Here is a 20,152-nt window from a genome sequence, read left to right as displayed (position 1 = left end):
TGATTATGTGTTGGTCTGTATGGTGCGTCTTCTCAACACTTTGTTTTGAAATTAGCTTTTCCTTCCAAAGTAGCATTCAAGAATTTTTTCGACTTACTCAATCGCCTTTGAATATCATCAATTTCTTTGATTTTTTGTTCTACCATTCTCTTCTTTACCTCGTAAGACAGGTTAAGTTGTTGATTTACAAGCAAACTTAACTCCTCTATAGAAAAGTCTACGGATAATAGTGCCTTCACATCATCTAGGAATTCAACGATCTCTACAGAAAAAATACGATAGTTATTTGCATCTCTTTTAACAAATGAGTTCGGAATTAGGTTTTTACGTTCATAGAATCTCAATGTGGATATAGGCAGACCCGTTAATTTTGAAACATCATTTATTTTCATATGAGGACCTCTTTAGTTATTGCTATAAACCTAGGTTTATAGTTCATAATACGAATATGATAACGAACGACATGCATATTGTCAAAAAATCTAATGTTATCAAGAGGAGAGGTTCTATGTTTAACCGTATTAAGAATAACGATTTCACCAATATCGTCAAGGGAAGACGTTCCGTGCGTAATTATGATGAGAACATTAAAATATCGAAAGAAGAGATTAGCGAAATGGTTATGGAAGCCAGTTTGGCTCCATCCTCTGCCAATATGCAGCCTTGGCGTGTCATTGTAGTTGATACTCCAGAAGGAAAGGAAAAACTAAGACCTCTTGTGCGTTTCAATACGTTGCAAAATGATACTTCATCAGCCATGTTATTAATTTTTGGTGATACTCAAAGCTACTTAAATGCTGAAGAAATTTACAATACAGCGGTGGAACAAGGAAAAATGCCAGCCGAAGTACGAGATAGTCAACTTGGAATGATTCTAACGATGTTTCCGACGCTATCAAACGAATTGAAAGTTGAAGTCGCAAAAGTGGATAGCAGCCTCTTTGCGATGCAGCTTATGTTAGTAGCTCGTGCACACGGGTATGATACGAATCCAATGGCAGGCTTTGAAGCAGATCAGCTAGCAAAAGCATTTGATTTAGATGAAGAACGATATGCTCCTGTCATGATTATTTCAATAGGAAAAGCCAAAGACGAGGGACATGAGACCGTTCGATTAGATTCTGAAAAGATCACATTTTGGAGGTAGGCATTTATCCGTAATCTATTAAAAGCCACTAAAGGCAAGCTTGCTATTGAACTGGAGAGCTTGATTTATTCTAACGGGAAGCTATAGCTTAACGATCATATAACGAGGCAGCCGGCATAGATCGGCAGCCTCGTTGTGCTAACAGACAGGCTGGAGCCATGACAATGCTGCTTGGATATTGGGGCTGTGAACGATAAATGAAGGCTCGATATATCGGATAGCTGCAATTTAGTTTGATTATTTTGACTTTTCAGAATTTAAAAAAGTAATTAGTTCCATTTTATGGTATGGTGATTTGTGGTGAATGTCATACTATAGGGGTTGTATATGAATGATAGAGGATACGAAAGAGAAAGAGCGGACGATATTTGATCATGTTGGAAATATGATTAAGACAAATGATCGAGAGATTCGCATTCTTGCCAAGTATGAGTCGCCGTTGGTTGTTGTACTAGGAAATGTGCTTAGCGATGAGGAATGCGATGAGCTAATTCAACACGCTAGGGAAAAACTGCAACGCTCAAAAATAGGCGGAAATCATGAAGTTAATCAAATTAGAACGAGCAGCGGGGTGTTCTGTGAGGAGAATGAGACGATTACTAGAATAGAGAAGCGTTTCTCTCAAATTATGAACATACCGATCGCGCATGGTGACAGTATGCAGGTTCTGCTGTATACCCCTGGTCAAGAGTATCAACCTCATTATGATTTCTTCGCGGAAAAGAGTCGAGCAAGTGCTAACAATCGAATCAGTACGATGGTGATGTATTTGAATGACGTGGAGGAAGGCGGAGAAACGGCGTTCCCTATGCTTAATATTTCAGTTATTCCTAATAAAGGCATGGCTGTCTATTTTGAATATTTTTACAGCAATCATGAATTAAACGATTTTACCCTTCATGCAGGCACCCCTGTGATTAAAGGGGAAAAGTGGGTTGCAACGATGTGGATGAGACGGCAAGCCCTTCGCTTTTCCTAAACCCATACCATTGAAAGTGAAGTATGGTTCCGATTGAAACGTTGGAAGTTCTGGATTCTAATCTGCCTGAAGCGGTTAAACCCCCTTAACGTTTTATATACCGCACTATACCGGTTATCTAGAACAAGGTGCTTAACGTTAAAACACCCCACCAACAGTAATATCATGTCAGTGGAGTGTGCCTAATTGTGTAGTTAGCTGGATTCTATTTTAGGGTACCTTGAGTCTCGAATATGCTTGAAAAGCAAAGCCACAGCTATCTATAATGCCAGTGTTGTAAGTACCATGAGTATTAGGAGCATACCCCTGTTACCTAGAATACTAATCCACAATTTTATTGATACGATTATCCAAGGAATAAGCGTAAACTTTGAGCCTAGAAATACGTTCAACATCTTAAACGGTACTTCTATTATAGTCCAAAAGCTTCTGTCCTTTCTTAAAGAACCCCTCTGAATAGCTACTGTATTTGTCTTAGCTGCGCAGATCTGTCTTGGATCAAAAATAACAAGTTTTATTTTACTATAAGTGCAGGTTTTTCTAAGCTAATCGGCAATATTCCGAGTATAATATTCGATTATATCTTTGCGGCGAATAATACCAAGGAAGACACGATCGGCGTTAACGACCGGAACGAAGTTCTGGTCGGCTGCTAGCGCGAGCATATCGTCCAAATCGGCGTTAATTTCGACGCATTCGATTTTTATCCGTTTTTTGATAGAGACGACAGGGATTTCGTGCATATTATTAAAGCTTAGTTCAGGTGTAGCCTTCAGCTTCCATAACAAATCACCCTCGGATAACGTTCCAAAATATAAGCCATTCTCGTCCAAAATCGGAATAGCTGTATAGTTGCTCGCTTCCAATTTATCAACAGCTTCCTTCATTGTAGAGGAAGTCATGAGGTATGAGACCTCGTTCTTGGGATATAAAAACGAATTGATGTCCATTGAGTCACACTCCTTTGGTATATTAAAGCATATTTCGTCGCGAAGTGCATGTGGGAGTAACTGGGGTGTGCTCTTCGGATATAAAATTACATCTCCATTTATATAGACTGAAATAGCAAAGTTAAAACGATTAATACGCCACTAAGTGGATGAATAGGATTTTTTAATGGGATTTTTTTATTTTCAATTCGTTTCGAATAATAGTATAAAAGTAGTAGGAGTGGGTGATGAGGAGCGGTATGTATAAATCTAAGTATGTGAAAAACGGTGAGTTAGTCATACTTGGATATACCTGTTTTAGTGGCAAGAGGATTGCTTGAAGATTCGCTAATATCGAACTCTGATATCGAGCTTTATAAGCGTATGTGCACTAATTTGATAATCAAACAATATCCGGCTTCAGGTCATGATCTTAAAGGACATGACAAAGAAAGATTTTACAACGATATTCTCACTTTTATAAACGACATTGACTAAACCATTATCTTAACACGATACCATTTGGCTATAGTTGAACAATCAGAGAGCAGCTATTCGACCGATGATTTTGTGAAGCGTGCCTATTCTTGGTGCTCGGGAGATTATTCGGAAGAGAAATCAATAGCTGAGATGAAGGAAATTTATGATGAGATTAATAGTCAGAGCATAAAACTTAGCTCATACAGGGTAGATGGTATTGCCACAGCAGAGGATGGCGCAGTCATGATTAAGGTGACTCGGCATTGGGAAGACAAATCAGAGGATCAAACCTCTTATTCTATTATCAATTTGGATGGCCAGTGGAAGATAGATGATCGCTTCTAACGATGCGAAATAAGGTGTATTAGCACGAAATAAAACATGCAGTCTCTATATTTTTCACGATTAAGTACGTTTTTCATTGCGAGCGTAGGCTGTAACGGTCATGAACGCAGGTTAGCATCGAAAAAACGAAATGTGTAATGGCTAACGGACAATAGGGATGCTTACAGATCAAAATTCAGACGTCTAACTAGTTCATCTTGTCCTTAGTTGCAGTGGTGACCGTTAAAAGTTAGGATGGCCTTCTTTCATCATGTTGCCCGCCGTTATGTCCGTTAGAGAAGATCCCGATCATGGTTACATTCTCAACGACGTAACAGCTTCAACGAAATTACTTGCCAGCGTTCGTGAAAGGTCGTCCAGTATCTATGCCGGTATGGGTAAGCTGCACATGAGCTTCAATTGTAAATGCACTTTTACTGAAACGGTCGTTCCACGTCGTCTCCCAAGACTTCCAACGTTTATTATGGTAACGATGAAGATAAGTACCTGCTCCGATGACATCAGCTTTCTCCGCCATTATATAATTCATCGTATCGGCAAGCTGTTTCTTCAGTTTATTCTCAATCTGATCGGTGAAATGATTAATTTCTTGTTCTGTTCCAAGCGGTGAGCAGGTCAGTTCCATCACGCTGCCTGAAACGGTAACATTAACATGAAGCAGAAGTGAGTTATCCTTAATATGATGCGAAATCTTTGTTTCAAGTTTGTCAATCCGAAAGGCATCATTCTGTTTCGGAGAATTTTTGCTATCCGAACAAGGGGTTGTGATCATACCGCTTTGATATTTGTTCATGAGCATGAGCAGATAAGGTGTTTTGCTATGGGGCACAATCTTCAGCAGCTTTCCCTCGGGAAAACTGAATATAGCTGTTGTGTTAGAGGGGGGCAGCGTGCTCTCGGCGGCAGAGTACACAAATGGGATAACAAAGGTCGCACTAGGTTGTTTGGCGAAAATGCTGAGATCCGTTAGCGTGACGGTTGTGGATAAACCAGACTGTTTCTCGGTTGTTTTGATGCTTGAGGAAAGCTGCTGCCCAATATTGTTATCGACGAAGGGCTTATCTTTCAAATAGGTAAGGGCATCGCCGTGTGTAACGATAATGGACATAGAGCTCTTCGGTTCATTCGAACGGGAGAAAAAATCAAGCACCTCACCGATATTTCTTTTTCGTGAAAAGTTCTCTCCTATTAACAAAGCCTCCATATGGCTCCATTGTATCTTTCTCCCCAGCTCGTTGTTGATCAAAAGGGAAGCACCAAATACAGTTGTACCTTCACTTGTCATATTAAAGAAGGATGACTCTTTACCTGGAATCATATCCTGTGCATTCGTCCCGCCTGGCTTGTAGATCTGTGTGGTCAGACGAATACGGCCGTCATCTGCAAGGTCGATACCAGCTGCTTGGACGAATGCCCAATCGTTCAGCTCCAGCTTGTCCCAGCAGCCGCTCAATACAGGCATGACCAAACAAAGCAAAATAAATATATATATCGGTCTCATCAAGCGGCCTCCTTGCAGTAGTTGTTATTGTACGCCTAGTATGCGCAGGGGCAGCCCTAGACGTATCATTCTTTACGGCTGGAGCTGTGCAGGCGTCGATTTCTCGGGGATTTCAACATTTGCTTTAACGGTACTCGAATGAAAATATCGCGCAGATCTCTAATTTTCAACGGAGCTAGTGATGATAAGTATGGTTGGCCAAGCGAATGCAAACAAGTCAAATGAAGCAATGTAAGCAGAAATACGACCATAAGCCCATAGCCTCCCAGCAGGCTTGCAGCAATCATATAAGGAAAGCGCAAAACCCTAAGTGCAATAGCCATATCGTAATGAGGGATCGCGAAGGACGCGATTCCGGTTAAAGCAACGACAATGACCATAAAGGGAGAGGCGATTTTGGCCATTATCGCAGCTTGTCCGATAACGAGCGCGCCGACGATGCTTACCGCAGAGCCTACCGTTCTTGGCAGCCGGATGCCTGCCTCACGCAGCAGCTCGAACGAAATTTCCATAACAAGCGCTTCAATGAAGGCAGGGAAAGGAATGCCTTCCCTGGAATCAACAATGGCAAGCAGCAGCACTGTTGGTATGAGCTCGGGATGGAAGGTTGACAGCGCGATGTAAATGCTTGGCAGTGTGAGCGCAATAATGAAAGCGAGCAATCGTAAGCTGCGGATAAAGGTTGCAAAGACGGATCGGATATAATAATCCTCAGCCGTTCCCATGAAATCAACCAGCAAGGCAGGGCATATCATAATCATAGGCGAGTTCTCAACTAATACGATTATTTTTCCATCTAATAAAGCGGCAGTTGCCGTATCGGTTCGCTCCGTATAGCGAACCTGAGGGAACGGGGTAAGCGTCGATTCCTCAATCCAGTCTTCCACATATGACGTTTCCAGCACTTCATAATCAACGATGCTTGCGATGCGTGTGCGGAAGGTTTGGAGAACCTCTTGATTGACGACGTGCTCCAGATAGCCGAATCCTATTTTGCTTTTGATAACTTTCCCAACTTGCAGAAATTCGACCTTGAACTCCGGCGTGCGTACTCGTTGTCTAATCATACCGAGATTGGTAGCCATATTCTCTACTGTACCTTCTCTTGGGCCATGTACAGCGGGCTCGTTGACAGGTTCTGTTACCTGCCTTTGTGCCGTAGATCCGGATTCGAAAGCGAGCGCTTTATCCAACTGGTCGAACACGATTATGATATACCCGTTCATGATGTACTCGTATACCTGCTCATAATGCTCAAGCAACACAAAGGGCTGGAGTGCCGTATTATTGGTGGATATGCAGGTCGAAAGCTTACCCGGCGTAACGGATTCCCAAGTTTCTAAAGCATAGGCTGCTACTTGCTCCAAGGCTTGTTGAAGCAGATGCGTCGTATAGCTGGCCAGAGATGCGCAATAAATAGAGAGTGCATCATATTGAAAGGACGTGCCGTATTGCCAATCTTGAAAATTAACATCCTCACAATTCGTAAAAACTTGTTCAATTTGCTTCCGATTTACGAGCAGATTTTGATCCAGTTTGGTTATCAGCGAATTAGCTTCTGTCAAAGTGGCGTCCTCATTCTTTAATGGTTATTTTTTTGATCCAAGTAATGAAAGTGAATAGAAACACAAGAAAGCAGCCTACGGCCAGTACGCTAAACGGCCAAATGAGATAGACCTGCTCTTGAAAATCGGCAGGACTCTTAAACATCGTTAATGATAAAAAAATACAGACCAATGCTAGCGGATAAATGAATATTTTATCGTCCTTTATCCGCAGAAGTTCAATAAAGACGTAATTCAATATCATAAGAAGCAAGGTTGCCTTCATATAAGAACCCAGAATAAGGGCTATCCCGATGATGGCCTCCACCCGTTGGAAGAGCTCAGCAATATGGATTTCAACAGCTAGGCGGTACAAGGAATAATTGAAGACGCCTGCTGCGGGGCCGAATGCCATCGTTGTGCTCAGCGTTGATATAAGCAGCATGAGTCCGGCAAAAGAAAAAGCATAATACAGCTTTTTATTAATGGATTGCTTATTGATCGTTTTGACAAACGGCAACAGCATAGAGAACAAGCAAATTTCTCCGAATGGAAATCCGGCTGCGATAAAGAAACCGTGTAGAACTGGCTTTAGACCATGGTCGAACATAGGGAGCAACTGGCCCGGCTTATAAATCGGAATCGCAAGCACAATCACAAGCAAGGAGAAGAGGAGCATAATGACAAGCAAGAGCAGAAACATTCTCGCGGCGACTCGAATGCCGGCTCGAGCTGTCAAGGCCGAAAGCAGCATGCCGATGGAATGAAAGACGTACGGAGGCGTTTGCTCCATCATGACGCTTGTGAAAAAATCGCCAATACTGGAGTTAATGGCACTTATAGCGAAAAAAAGCATACCTATGATCGGAATAGATATGATGACGGTCAGCGATTTGCCGATGAGTGTGCGACTATATGCAATTAAATTGACGCCGTTATGCGCATGGTATAGATAGAGTACGCAAGCAAACACGAGCATGCCGAATAGATAGGCGGCCGTTATGGACAGCCATGCGTCATTTCCTGCAGCAGCCGAAAGCGGGTTAGGAATGAACACGATGGCTGACCCGATCGAATAGGCTGAGAGCAAACCAGCAAGTTGCGTTAAGGTTATTGTTGAAGTTTTGGCAGTCATAGTGGTTACCTACTCTCGATTTGGTTCTATGTTAATAAGGCCAATAACTGTTTGGCTGGCCACCCGTAGGCGATTCGAGTGATATAGCCGATATTAGGCCACGGCAAATGAAAGATAAACAGGATGGACAGGTAGGCGGACGGGATTAGCAGCAGAATATAAACCGTTCTAGCCTTACTAGCAGCTTGCTTGAAATTCCGCCAATCACATAGCCATATTGCGATAAGCAATATGGAAACGACAATAAGGTTCTCCAGCATGATCATGTTCCTCTCGCAATATGTGGGGAGATAACCTTATCATTCCTGTAGGCTTCCCAAAATATTCAACAATTGGCTGACTTCGGGCGGGCTCGGAAAGCTGCAAATGCCCATATGTCTTTCATTGCGCGTGCATCGAAAAAGTTGTAAAATATTCTTTATAATCGCAGTCGTACTGGAAGGAGTTATACTATGACCGAATTACAGTTGAAAGTGCTCGAGCTGCTGAAGGAAGACGCGCGAAGAGATGCTGAGCTGATTGCAACGATGCTTGCCGTGCCTATTGAGGAAGTGAAGCAAGCGATCTCCGAGCTTGAGAATGACCATATCATTGTGAAGTATGCTACCGTTGTGAACTGGAGCAAGATCGATGACCAGAAGGTAACGGCTCTGATCGAGGTACAAATTACACCTGAACGCGGTCGCGGATTCGAAGGAATCGCCGAGCGCATTTATTTATATCCGGAAGTAAAATCGGTTTACTTGATGTCGGGCGCCTACGATCTGCTGGTTGAGGTTGAAGGGAAAAACTTGAAAGAGGTTGCCTCTTTTGTTTCGAATAAATTATCGCCAATCGACGCAGTACTATCGACCAAAACATTTTTTATATTAAAAAAATACAAACAAGACGGCATTATCTTCGAGGAGCATGAAGGTGATCATCGGTTGATGGTTTCGCCGTAAAAAGGGTGATGGCAATGATTAAAGATGAAGAGAAACAACCCACCACACCTGTGCGGCGTCAATCCATGGCCGATTATTTGTCCCCGCTCGTTCGGGACATTAAACCGTCGGGTATCCGTCGGTTTTTTGATTTGGTCAGCACGCGCAAGGATGTCATTACGCTAGGCGTAGGTGAGCCCGATTTCGTAACGCCTTGGCATGTACGGGAAGCAGCCGTATATGCGCTGGAAACAGGGAAAACGCAATATACCTCGAATGCCGGTATGCCTGAACTCCGCGGAGCGATCGGGCAATACTTAAATGATCAGTTCGCGGTGGAATACAATCCTGCGGATGAGATATTAGTAACGGTAGGCGGCAGCGAGGCGATCGATCTTGCACTCCGTGCGTTTATTGCACCAGGCGATGAGATTCTAATACCAGAGCCTTGTTACATTTCTTATTCGCCGATTACGGCGCTGACAGGCGGCAAGCCGGTAGGCATCGAAACCTTTGCCAAGGATGAATTCAAGCTCAAGGCAGAATCGCTTCAAGCGGTCATTACGCCGAAATCAAAAGTACTTATTCTCTGTTACCCGAGCAATCCGACAGGCGGCACGATGACCTACGAGGATTGGCTGCCGATAACGAAGCTTGTTGAAGAGAATGATCTCGTCGTGATATCTGACGAAATATATGCAGAGCTTACTTATGGCTCGAAGCATGTGAGCTTTGCCGCTATGCCGGGCATGAAGGATCGTACGATTCTAGTGAGCGGATTCTCCAAGGCGTTTGCAATGACAGGCTGGCGGATGGGCTATGCTTGCGGGCACCCGGATTTGATTGCCGCCATGCTGAAGATTCATCAATATACAGTGATGTGCGCGCCGATCATGGCGCAATATGCTGCGCTTGAAGCACTTCAGCATGGACTTGAAGAGAAGGACCGTATGGTTGAAGCGTATAACCAGCGGCGCCGTCTTGTCGTTAAAGGCTTTCGGGATATTGGCCTCGATTGCCACGAGCCGCAGGGGGCTTTCTATGCATTCCCATCGATCGTATCGACGGGCTTAACGAGTGAACAATTCGCACAGCGACTGCTCGATGAAGCGGGTGTTGCAGCCGTTCCGGGTGATGTGTTCGGACTTGGTGGCGAGGGTCATCTTCGCTGCTCGTATGCGACCTCCGTTACGAATTTGACAGAGGCGCTTGAGCGAATCGGCGGATTCGTCCACCGTTTGAAACAGCAAGCTTAAACCGGATTGGTTATTTTACTTTAAAGAGCAGCAGGTCAGGAGCATATCCGACCTGCTGTTTGTATGATAATCGGGCTAGGTATGAACGAGGAGGCTGATCAGATTGAAACTATATACGAAAACCGGCGATAGCGGCCAAACTTCCTTGATTGGCGGGCGAGTGCGCAAAGATGATGCTCGCGTTGAGGCATACGGCACAATTGATGAGCTTAATTGTTTCGTCGGTCAAGCAGCAGCAGAAGCGGCGAAGCACGAGGGACTAGCGGAAATGGCGGCATTGTTGATCGATATCCAGCATGAGCTGTTCGATTGCGGCTCTGACCTTGCATATGCAGTCGCAGGAGCTCCGCTGAAGATCGATGCGGAACCAGCTGTTCGACTGGAGGGCTGGATTGACCGTTATGTGACGGAAGCGCCGGAAATAACAAAGTTTATCTTGCCAGGCGGAAGCTCAGTGTCTGCGCTGCTGCATGTTTGCAGAACGGTATGCCGCCGTACGGAGCGGCGCGTGGTGACGCTTGCTGGCGAGAATGAGATTAATCAAGAGGTTATCACCTATCTGAACCGCTTGTCGGATTTTTTCTTCGCTGCTGCGAGAGTGGCTAATGAGAAGCTTGGTGTGTCGGATACCGAATATATACGAAGCGCAGAAGTATTTCGGAATCCGAAGAAATGAATGAGCAATTAGAGGAGCTGTATTACAAACCGCTAATTGCCATTGTTCGTGAAGCGGAGCACGGGAAAACGGTTCGCACTGTTCTGGAGCGGCAGCTTGGCGTCTCTCGCAAGTTGCTTTCACAGGTTAAATTGACGGAACATGGGCTGACAGTTAATGGCATTCGTGCCTATACGACCGCACCTGTTGTAGCCGGCGATATTATCCGTGTTCGCATGGAGCGAGAAATATCTGAGGATATATTGCCGCAGCCCATTCCCGTTCAGATTGTATTCGAGGATGAGGATCTCTTAATTGTGAATAAACCAGCTGGAATGATTGTGCATCCGACGCACGGACATTACACCGGCACACTTGCGAACGGAATCGTCTATCATTGGCAGGAGAATGGGGAACGGGTTCGCTTTAGGCCCGTTCATCGCTTGGATGAAGAAACCTCGGGCCTAGTCGCCATAGCCAAAACCTCATATGTTCATCAGCAGTTATCTGAGCAAATGCAGGCGAACGGTTTTTTGAAGCTGTATCGGGCATATGTGTATGGCAATCCAATGCCGGCGCAAGGGACAGTCGATGCACCGATTGATCGCGATCCTGATCAGCCGCATATTCGAATCGTTACACCAAAGGGTTATCCTTCCGTTACGCATTATGAAACGTTGACGAGCTTCCAAGGGACAGCTTCCAAACCTGCAGCCGCAGTTGTTCAATTGAAGCTGGAGACTGGCAGAACGCATCAAATTCGTGTTCATATGCAGCATATCGGCTGTCCGCTAATAGGAGACAAAATGTACGGGCTTGAAGACGGCAGCATAGAGGCCTGGGAGCAGACTGCTCAGAGACAAGCATTGCATGCCGAAATATTAGGCTTCACTCACCCGCTCACGAAGCAATGGATGGAATGGCATGCAGCACTGCCGCCTGAGCTGGAGCTGCTGGAGCAAATGTTGACTGAATCATAACGATGTCGTTATTCATATATAGGGGGAATCAGGGAGATGGCCAAGCAACAACAGCTTACGATCATACAATATCCGAAATGCAGTACATGTAAGGCAGCGGTGAAATCGCTGCGAAGCAAAGGGAATGAAGTAATCCTGCGCGATATTGTGGAGGACACACCTTCAGCATCAGAGCTGAAAGTGCTTGTCGCAAACAGCGGTTTGGATCTGAAAAAGTTTTTTAACACCTCAGGAGATGTTTATCGGGAGCAGGGGCTCAAGGACAAGCTGGCTGGCATGTCAGAGAATGATAAATATGCTCTGCTTGCAGCGAACGGCATGCTAATCAAACGCCCCATCGTGACAGATGGTAGTAAAGTTACGGTTGGCTATAAGGAAGAGCAATACGAGCAAGAATGGAATAATGGAAAAGGGTGAACGCAACTATGTCGCAAACCAAATGGCGGTCGAATCGGCTCTCGCAACTAGGCTCTTCCATATTTGCTGAAGTAGCTGCTTGGAAACGGGCTGCAGCTGAGAGTGGACTTGATATTATTGACCTTGGCATTGGCAATCCGGATCAACCGCCTGCAGCAGTAGTTAGGCAAGCGTTGAGCGATGCGGCTCTCCGCCCTGATATGTACGCATATCCCGCCATCAAGAGTGGACTTCCCTTCCGTGAGCAAGCAGCGGCATGGATGAAGCATCGCTTCAAGGTGGAGCTTGATGCCGAGACGGAGCTGGTTACACTTCTGGGCTCTCAGGATGGTCTCGCACATCTAGCTATGGCGCTTTGCGATCCGGGAGATATGGTGCTGCTGCCTAACCCCGGCTACCCGATTTATGCTGCTTCATTAGCGCTTGCAGGTGTGGAATCGGTGCTCATGCCGTTAAGGGAAGAGAATGACTTTATGCCTGATTTGAATGCAGTCTCAGACCAAGAATGGGATAGAGCCACATTTATTTTGGTCAATTATCCGAATAACCCTATTTCGGCCGTTGCAGACATCGCTTTCTTCGAGCGTCTTATTGAAAAGGCACGCAAACATGACGTCTTGGTCGTTCATGATCTTGCTTACTCCGAGATGGGCTTTGACGGCTGTGAGCCGCCGAGTATCTTGGAGGTTCCAGGAGCGATGGAGCAGGCTGTAGAATTCCATTCATTGTCGAAAAGCTTTAATATGGCAGGATGCCGCATTGGTTTCCTTGCGGGGAACAAGGCTGCTGTAGCCGCGCTTCGTGAACTCAAAGCCAACATTGATTACGGTGTGTTTGATCCTATACAGGAGGCAGGTATCGCTGCTCTGAGGGAAGCAATCGCAAGTCCAGAACAGCCAAAGGCGGGCAAGCTATATGAGCGGCGTTGTGACCTGTTTCTGGAAGCGCTGAGGAGTGAAGGCTGGCTAATAACGGCGCCGAAAGCGACGATGTTTATATGGGCACCGCTGCCTCCGATGCAATGGACACAGGAGGAGCCATGGAATGCAAGGCGGATTTCCCAGGAAATGCTGAGGCAGACGGGAGTAGTTGTCGTGCCAGGAGAGGCATTCGGCTCTGAAGGCGAGGGGTATGTAAGAATTGCTCTTGTCGAGGACGAGGAACGTCTTCAAGAAGCGGCGAAACGAATTGGACGTTTTATTCGCGGATAATAAATGATGATGAAAGAGAGGGTGATAGAAATGACTGAACAACGGTTGCTGCTCGTAGATGGCATGGCTATTTTATTCCGTGCTTATTTCGCTACATCATTCACAGGCAGCATACGCAGGACGAGCACCGGCGTACCGGTTAATGCAGTGCATGGGTTTGTACGTTATTTCATGGATGCAGTCAAAACGTTTAATCCAACTCATGTGATTTGCTGCTGGGATATGGGAAGCACGACCTTCCGAACGGAGCAATATGTGGGCTACAAGTCGAATCGCCCTGCTGCTCCGGAGGATCTCATTCCCCAATTTGATCTCGTAAAGGAAGTTGTAGCTAGCTTTAACGTACCGAATATCGGCATTGAAGGTTTTGAAGCGGATGATTGTATCGGCACTTTAGCGGCTGCGCTTAAGGATCAAGCACATGTATACATCGTAACAGGTGATCATGATATGCTCCAACTCGTAGACAATCGTGTTTCTGTTGCGATTATGAAGAAGGGAATCGGCAACTATTTGGTGTATACGCCGGAGAGCTTGATGGAGGAACGTCAGCTCACGCCTTTGCAAATTATTGATATCAAAGGGCTAATGGGCGATACGAGCGATAACTATCCTGGTGTTAAAGGCATTGGAGAGAAAACGGCACATAAGCTGATTCAAGAACATGGCTCGATTGAAGGGTTATTATCTAACCTGGATGCTGTTTCCAAGACGATTCGTGCCAAAATCGAAGCAGATCTCGAGATGCTTCATTTGTCACGCGACCTGGCAACTATCCAGCTTCAAGCTCCTGTTGCCTGCGAGCTGCTTGACTGTCTCTGGAGACTGGATACGGCGATAGCCATCCGCAAATTTGAAGAGCTGGAATTCGGTAGTTTGGTGAAGCTATTGGAGCAGCCTATATTACGTTAAATAGAACGACAAAAACAGCTGAACCGCTATGATGTGGTGCAGCTGTTTTTTTGTGTCATTTTGGAAATGAAAGAGAGTGTTATCAGAAAATTCAATAGGTCAAAAGTAACATATACTGAAATTGGGCATAGATAGTTGCCTGAATACATGCTACTATGGAATCAAATTGCGCAGAAATTGTTTCAATGTGTCGTTATATGGGTATGTAACCATGGAGGAGGGTGTTCAAATGGGCAAGTTTGCCGTTCATATCGTTGTTGTCTTCTCGTTGTGCCTGATGACGGCTTGCGGAAAATCGCAGTCTGGAGCTATCAAAGAAGCACCATTACTCCCTCCAAACCACTACGGAGACAGCGTCAAGCAGGCTCCGAACAGGGCTGCTTTAATAAGCTTTATTACGAATAAACTGTCAGGTAATGACGGTACATATACAAATTACATAGATACCGAGCAGTCAGCAGAAGCCGCATCGGGGCATGAGGTGCTTAGCGAATCGGCTGGTTTGCTTATGAGGTATTATGCCATGACCAAACAGCAGGATGCATTCGATTCTGAGTGGGCGCGAGCTAAGCGACTGTTTGATCTTAAATACGGATTCAGCTACCGCTTCAGTCCTAAGCAAAGTAAGTCATATCAGCTTAACGCGGCGGTAGATGACTTGCGAATCATTCGAGCGCTCCATGAAGCAGGAGAGGTGTTTAAGGATGCCCATTATACGCAGATCGCGGATGAATACGGCAGCAGATTCTACATGTATAACGTAAAGGATGGCTATTTGTATGATTTCTATGATGAAATCTATCAATTAACGAACGATTTCATTACATTATGCTACATTGATTTGAAATCTTTGCAGCTTCTTCCTCTTTCCTCGAAGGAAAAGAAGACATTGATGAACCAGATGACAGAAATTACTCGAAATGGATATTTGTCAGATGCATTCCCCTTCTACGAAACTCGTTACACGTATGCTTCGCACGCATACAGCTCTGAGAAGATCAATACGGTGGAATCGATGCTAACGATCCTTGCATTGTCCGAGGTGGGATTACAGCAAACCGCGAGTATCAGCTATCTGAAGGAGCATGTAAAGAACGGGACGCTGTATGGGCAATACACAAAGGACGGAGCAGCGCTCACGGAAATAGAGTCGACAGCGATTTATGCGATTGCGGCTATGATAGCAGCTGAGATAGGCGATAAAAGCTTGTATGAGGATAGCATGGAGCAGATGAATCAATTCCGTATTGTTGATGCGAGCAGCAAGTTTCAAGGCGGCTTTGCCGATGAAGCATCAGGTCAAGCTTATTCGTTCGATAACCTAATGGCATTGTTGGCTTATGCTTATTAAATCTCTCTCAGAGGAGGCAATCACCAAGCATGTCGGTCATTGACACCCAGAATTTATCTACAATAAATCGCCGATGGGCAGCTCTTCAAAGATGGTTCTCACCGGCTGTGCTTGCTTCATTAGGCGTGCTGATTATCACTTCTCTAGCCCTGTTTGTCTCGCCGTATATCGGTATGGCGGATAACGGGGATTATTTCCGTATATTATACAGCAATGGGCTGTATTTCAACGCTCCTGATTACGATAGTCAATATTTGGGGCATTTCGTGAAAAATTACGGAATATTTCAATATTACAACGAGAACGGAGCCACTTTATCCTCGTCCCAGTCCTTATTTATTCGATTATCGATATGGATCAATCAATGGTTCAATTCGAACCAGTTCGATATCCGTATTCAAGCTGCGTTGTTCACGCTGCTGTATACAGGCGCGATATTCCTATTGACCGAGAGCCTTACTTGGAAATTAAAGGCGAAACAGGGCTATATGATTGCTGGCATTACTATTTTTATATTCGGAGATACAGCATATACGGCCTTTTTCAATTCTTTCTTCAGTGAAAGTATTGTATTGATCTCGATGATCTATTTGTTCGCCTCGGTGCTGCTGTTGTACCGTCATCGGTTCAACGACTACGTCTTAATGGGCATTTTTCTAATAAGTGGACTGCTTCTAACAACGAGCAAGCAGCAGAATGCCCCGGCTGGCATCGTAATAGCTGTAACTGGCATTTTATTGATTTTTGTCCGCAAACAAAAGTCGTTCCGAGTCTTCGCAGCCTCGTCACTGGTTTGTCTATTTGCAGCAGGTATTGCGACTTATGCATTCATTCCGCAGCAATTCGTCAATATAAACAAATATCATGCCATGACACGCGGCGTTTTGCTGCAATCGGAGGACCCTGAAGCTGCATTAAAGTCATTCGGTATTGATCAGCAATTCGCAGTCTTGGGTAAAAGTATTTATTACGAGCCTTACACGACCATAGATGTGGATTCTGATTTATTACAGAAACAATTTTATAGTAAATATGGTTTCGGTCAAATCGTTGCGTATTATGCCGCGCATCCTGATCAGGCTGGGAAAATGCTTGACCTAGCGGCTAAAAATGCATTCACGATCCGCCCAGAGGCGATGGGGAATTACGAAAAGTCTGAGGGAAAGGCGTTCGGTGCCCAGACGAGCTTCTTCACGGCTTATAGTGATATTAAAAAAATGCTTGCCCCGAAAACCTTTGGTTTTATCGTGATTTGGACGATTATTATTATAGGCCTTTATCTGCCGTCCTTCATAAACGCATGGAGAGATAAAGATAGGAGGCGAATGCTGCGGCTGCCTCATATGGTGTCGATGATTGCAATGGGCTTCTCCGGCATTCTCGTATCGATCATTGGTGCCGGAGATGCGGACTTGTCTAAGCATGAATTTCTGTTTACTTTAGCTTTTGATATTGTTACGTTTGCGACAGCGGCCGATGCGATCCAAGGAAATCTATGGAGAAGCGAGAAACGGCAGCCATCCGTTACCCTTAGTCACTCAGCATGATTTGGTTATCAAGGCGGTGATTCGAATGTACAAGCCCATTAAGCCTATTTCAACAAAGATTGCGCTGCTGTTTATGATGTTCCTGCTGCTGCCTTCATTTTACGTTGAAGCGCAGGAGAAGACTGAGCCTGGGGCTGTTCTGCTCGTCTACGATAGCTTGGCTGTCGGGACGGATAATGAGGGGAATATTGAGGCACTTCAGCGACTGCTTGCTGGGTTTGGTGTGACGGTGACACTGCTCGCGCGTGATGGCTATCGGGCTGGAGACATGCAGCATTTTAATAAGGTCATTGGACTCGTTAATGCTTCCGATATGGCTGATTCAAGTCAAGCATATACCGATGATCTCAGTCATTTTGCAGGTGATTACCTCCATATTGGCGGCAATGTGCCAGCAATGGTTTCAACGAAGCTTCATCTCAATCTCATACAGGGCGGCCAGGATAGTGTAAAGCTGACAGTTCGTTCATTCACAGAATCGTCCATTAGGGTGCAGGATACTGCTTATATCGAACAGTCAGAAGGAAAAGCTTACGGTGAGATTACTTCAGGCAGCATAGCGGTGGCCTCTCCTTACGGTGTAATCCATGAAGGCATCGCTTATATTCCTTTCTTCAGGTCGAAACATCTTAGTGAATGGGCCATGTCCGATGTGTTGAGGGATTGGCTCGGTATAACGGCTGAGAGCCAGAGCTATGTAGCATTTAAAGACATATACCCCTTCTCTGACCTTGAGCTGCTTGTGAAGCTGGCTGATCGGCTCTACGATGCGGGCATACCGTTTATCGCAAGTGTCAGCCCAGTCTTTGACAATACCGATTATCCAGCGATGAAACGCTATTTGGAAACACTGAAATATGTACAAGCGAGAAATGGAACGATTCTAGTCAATGCTCCCGCTGTCGCATCTACGATCAGTGAGCTAGATCGCGATTTGAAAAAACAGATGGAACTGTTTATTGATACGCTAGCTGATTATGGCATTGCACCACTGGGCATAGGTGCCGAGATGTATTGGTCATATGACCAGCTGTATGTGGATCATGCGATGACCCTGTTCGATTCAGCTCTTCTCTTCCCGAATGAAAAGGTGATGCACAAAGCACGTACGAATACATCATATGCTTTCCCGTCTTCGCTATACAGTGTACAGCCTGACGAATGGGCGAATTATGAGGATAAGGGAAAGGTAATCGAGCCGCTGCCCATGGATACTGTGATTACGATTCCATTCTTCACGAATGAAGAAGAGCTGGGCAGAGGTGTCCAAGCTCTTATGAACAGCTGGCTGATATTTGCTGATTATAAAGCCCGCGAGCATAAGGTCCAGACCGCGAACCATGTAATCACTTCTCGCAGCGGAATGCTGCAAGTAAATGGCGAAAGCTTATCCTTGATCAGCGAGAGGACGAGCATCAGTTCAGAATATGTTTATGCGCCTGAAGCAGAGCAAAGCTTCGTGAAATGGTTTGCCGTACAAAATAAGCTGTTCATCGGTATTATCTTGATTGCGATCTCTGCTTTCACCGTATTTTTCTTCTTAGGTTCCCGGATGTATAAACGCAAATATTACAAGTAAGGAGACAGAAATGACAATTGCTGATGTATTAATGCTGATCGCGGTCATTTGTATCTGGTCGCTGTTGCTCGTGAACGTTGTGCTTATTATTGCGGGCTATTTGTTTTATATGGAGAACGAGGGCAGGCCTGTGCCTGATATCGAGGGAGAGGCTCCATTCGTGTCGATCATGGTTCCTGCACATAATGAAGGGATCGTCATCGTACAAACGGTAGAAGCGCTCTTGGCGCTGGATTACCCGCATGATCGATATGAGATTATCGTTATTAACGATAACTCGTCAGATAATAGCAGTGTGCTGCTAGGCGGCTTACAGCAAAAGTATGCCGGCAGGCAGCTGATTGTTATTAATACGGATGCGGTTACCGGCGGGAAAGGAAAGTCCAATGCACTCAATATTGGCTTTGCAGAGAGCAAGGGACAATTGATCGCCATCTACGATGCGGATAACACGCCGGAGAAGAAGGCGCTTCGCTACCTAGTAGGGGAAATTATGCATGATCAATCGCTTGGCGCCGTAATCGGCAAATTCAGAACCCGTAATCGTAATGCGAGCCTGTTGACCCGTTTCATCAACATAGAAACCTTGTCCTTCCAATGGATGGCGCAAGCAGGCAGATGGAAGCTGTTCAAGCTTTGTACGATTCCTGGAACGAACTTTATTATGAGGCGTGATATTGTAGAGCAGATCGGCGGGTGGGACGTCAAGGCTATTGCCGAGGATACAGAGATAAGCTTCCGAATCTACATGATGGGCTATCGCATTAAGTTCCAGCCCAAGGCGGTGACGTGGGAGCAGGAGCCGCAAACGCTCAAGGTATGGTTTAAGCAGCGTACGCGTTGGGCGAAAGGGAATATTTATGTCATTGTGAAAAATACGCCTTTGTTATTTAATCGCTCAGCCAAAAATATACATTTCGACATTCTGTATTTTATATCGATCTACTTCTTATTGTTAACCTCTTTGATTATGTCGGATTTGCTGCTGCTACTGCACGCGCTCGGATATGTGCATACTACGATTGCGGGATACAGCGCATTTCTATGGGTGCTGGCTATCATTTTATTTATTACTGGGACGTTTATCACCTTAATTACTGAAAAAGGCGAAATGCGCCTCTCCAATGTTTGGATCATTATGCTGATGTACATAACCTACTGTCAATTATGGATGGTGGTCGCAGCTTACGGGCTATACAACTATGTGAAGGATTTTATTTTCAAGAGGGAAATCAAATGGTATAAGACAGAACGTTACTGA

Annotated in this window: 20 protein-coding genes; 14 read left to right on the top strand and 6 right to left on the bottom strand. The window is 45.1% G+C overall.

What is annotated here, in order from left to right:
• Positions 1 to 32: 32 nt before the first annotated feature.
• Entirely contained in the window at positions 33 to 392 is a 360-nt protein-coding gene (locus FGT79_RS10165; protein WP_138752543.1) for a MerR family transcriptional regulator, read from the bottom strand.
• 116 nt (positions 393 to 508) lie between these two features.
• On the opposite strand from FGT79_RS10165, the gene FGT79_RS10160 reads away from it, so the two are divergent.
• Together FGT79_RS10160 and FGT79_RS10155 are read left to right on the top strand one after the other, a co-directional pair.
• A complete protein-coding gene (locus FGT79_RS10160) occupies positions 509 to 1,147 on the top strand; it encodes a nitroreductase family protein (protein ID WP_138752542.1) in 639 nt (212 codons plus the stop codon).
• A gap of 331 nt (positions 1,148 to 1,478) precedes the next feature.
• Positions 1,479 to 2,126 carry a 2OG-Fe(II) oxygenase gene (locus FGT79_RS10155; protein WP_138752541.1) on the top strand — a complete coding sequence of 216 codons (648 nt, stop codon included), beginning with the start codon at positions 1,479 to 1,481 and terminating at the stop codon, positions 2,124 to 2,126.
• 545 nt (positions 2,127 to 2,671) lie between these two features.
• Here FGT79_RS10155 and FGT79_RS10150 read toward each other — a convergent pair.
• Complete coding sequence (locus FGT79_RS10150) at positions 2,672 to 3,076, bottom strand: CBS domain-containing protein (RefSeq protein ID WP_138752540.1); 405 nt, start codon at positions 3,074 to 3,076, stop codon at positions 2,672 to 2,674.
• A gap of 501 nt (positions 3,077 to 3,577) precedes the next feature.
• Between FGT79_RS10150 and FGT79_RS10145 the strand changes: the two genes are divergently transcribed.
• The gene (locus FGT79_RS10145; RefSeq protein ID WP_138752539.1) at positions 3,578 to 3,880 is read left to right on the top strand and encodes a hypothetical protein; all 303 of its coding nucleotides are present in this window, start codon (positions 3,578 to 3,580) and stop codon (positions 3,878 to 3,880) included.
• 328 nt (positions 3,881 to 4,208) lie between these two features.
• Here the strand turns inward: FGT79_RS10145 and FGT79_RS10140 are convergent, their stop codons facing one another.
• The 4 genes from FGT79_RS10140 to FGT79_RS10125 form a co-directional block, all read right to left on the bottom strand.
• A complete protein-coding gene (locus FGT79_RS10140) occupies positions 4,209 to 5,381 on the bottom strand; it encodes a Ger(x)C family spore germination protein (RefSeq protein ID WP_138752538.1) in 1,173 nt (390 codons plus the stop codon).
• A 65-nt stretch (positions 5,382 to 5,446) separates the two neighbouring features.
• Entirely contained in the window at positions 5,447 to 6,946 is a 1,500-nt protein-coding gene (locus FGT79_RS10135) for a spore germination protein (RefSeq protein ID WP_171056156.1), read from the bottom strand.
• Positions 6,947 to 6,956: 10 nt separating this feature from the next.
• Positions 6,957 to 8,060 carry a GerAB/ArcD/ProY family transporter gene (locus FGT79_RS10130; protein ID WP_138752537.1) on the bottom strand — a complete coding sequence of 368 codons (1,104 nt, stop codon included), beginning with the start codon at positions 8,058 to 8,060 and terminating at the stop codon, positions 6,957 to 6,959.
• A 26-nt stretch (positions 8,061 to 8,086) separates the two neighbouring features.
• Positions 8,087 to 8,320, bottom strand: a complete 234-nt coding sequence (locus FGT79_RS10125) for a hypothetical protein (protein WP_138752536.1) — start codon at positions 8,318 to 8,320, stop codon at positions 8,087 to 8,089.
• Positions 8,321 to 8,512: 192 nt separating this feature from the next.
• Here FGT79_RS10125 and FGT79_RS10120 point away from each other — a divergent pair, with 192 nt between their 5' ends.
• From FGT79_RS10120 to FGT79_RS10070, 11 genes are all read left to right on the top strand, one after another.
• Positions 8,513 to 9,004, top strand: a complete 492-nt coding sequence (locus tag FGT79_RS10120; protein ID WP_138752535.1) for an Lrp/AsnC family transcriptional regulator — start codon at positions 8,513 to 8,515, stop codon at positions 9,002 to 9,004.
• Between the two features lie 14 nt (positions 9,005 to 9,018).
• A complete protein-coding gene (locus tag FGT79_RS10115; protein ID WP_138752534.1) occupies positions 9,019 to 10,239 on the top strand; it encodes an aminotransferase class I/II-fold pyridoxal phosphate-dependent enzyme in 1,221 nt (406 codons plus the stop codon).
• 103 nt (positions 10,240 to 10,342) lie between these two features.
• Positions 10,343 to 10,915, top strand: coding sequence for a cob(I)yrinic acid a,c-diamide adenosyltransferase (locus tag FGT79_RS10110; RefSeq protein WP_138752533.1), 573 nt, complete (start codon positions 10,343 to 10,345; stop codon positions 10,913 to 10,915).
• On the top strand, positions 10,912 to 11,874 hold the full coding sequence (locus FGT79_RS10105) for an RluA family pseudouridine synthase (RefSeq protein WP_138752532.1): 963 nt from the start codon (positions 10,912 to 10,914) through the stop codon (positions 11,872 to 11,874). Before FGT79_RS10110 ends, FGT79_RS10105 begins: the two co-directional genes overlap by 4 nt.
• Positions 11,875 to 11,910: 36 nt before the next feature.
• The gene (locus FGT79_RS10100; RefSeq protein ID WP_138752531.1) at positions 11,911 to 12,291 is read left to right on the top strand and encodes an arsenate reductase family protein; all 381 of its coding nucleotides are present in this window, start codon (positions 11,911 to 11,913) and stop codon (positions 12,289 to 12,291) included.
• Between the two features lie 8 nt (positions 12,292 to 12,299).
• On the top strand, positions 12,300 to 13,502 hold the full coding sequence (locus tag FGT79_RS10095; protein ID WP_138752530.1) for an aminotransferase class I/II-fold pyridoxal phosphate-dependent enzyme: 1,203 nt from the start codon (positions 12,300 to 12,302) through the stop codon (positions 13,500 to 13,502).
• A 30-nt stretch (positions 13,503 to 13,532) separates the two neighbouring features.
• Positions 13,533 to 14,414, top strand: coding sequence for a 5'-3' exonuclease (locus FGT79_RS10090; protein ID WP_138752529.1), 882 nt, complete (start codon positions 13,533 to 13,535; stop codon positions 14,412 to 14,414).
• Between the two features lie 229 nt (positions 14,415 to 14,643).
• The gene (locus FGT79_RS10085) at positions 14,644 to 15,765 is read left to right on the top strand and encodes a hypothetical protein (protein ID WP_138752528.1); all 1,122 of its coding nucleotides are present in this window, start codon (positions 14,644 to 14,646) and stop codon (positions 15,763 to 15,765) included.
• 29 nt (positions 15,766 to 15,794) lie between these two features.
• A complete protein-coding gene (wsfD, locus tag FGT79_RS10080; protein ID WP_212758536.1) occupies positions 15,795 to 17,312 on the top strand; it encodes a glycan biosynthesis hexose transferase WsfD in 1,518 nt (505 codons plus the stop codon).
• Positions 17,313 to 17,337: 25 nt separating this feature from the next.
• Complete coding sequence (locus tag FGT79_RS10075; RefSeq protein ID WP_171056155.1) at positions 17,338 to 18,891, top strand: DUF2334 domain-containing protein; 1,554 nt, start codon at positions 17,338 to 17,340, stop codon at positions 18,889 to 18,891.
• Between the two features lie 10 nt (positions 18,892 to 18,901).
• A complete protein-coding gene (locus tag FGT79_RS10070) occupies positions 18,902 to 20,152 on the top strand; it encodes a glycosyltransferase family 2 protein (RefSeq protein ID WP_138752526.1) in 1,251 nt (416 codons plus the stop codon).

The sequence above is a fragment of the Paenibacillus sinopodophylli genome, assembly GCF_005930355.1.
In the GTDB taxonomy this organism is placed as follows: Bacteria; Bacillota; Bacilli; order Paenibacillales; family Paenibacillaceae; genus Pristimantibacillus; species Pristimantibacillus sinopodophylli.
Note: the sequence above shows the minus strand (reverse complement) of the source record. Positions and strands in the feature narration are given on the sequence as shown.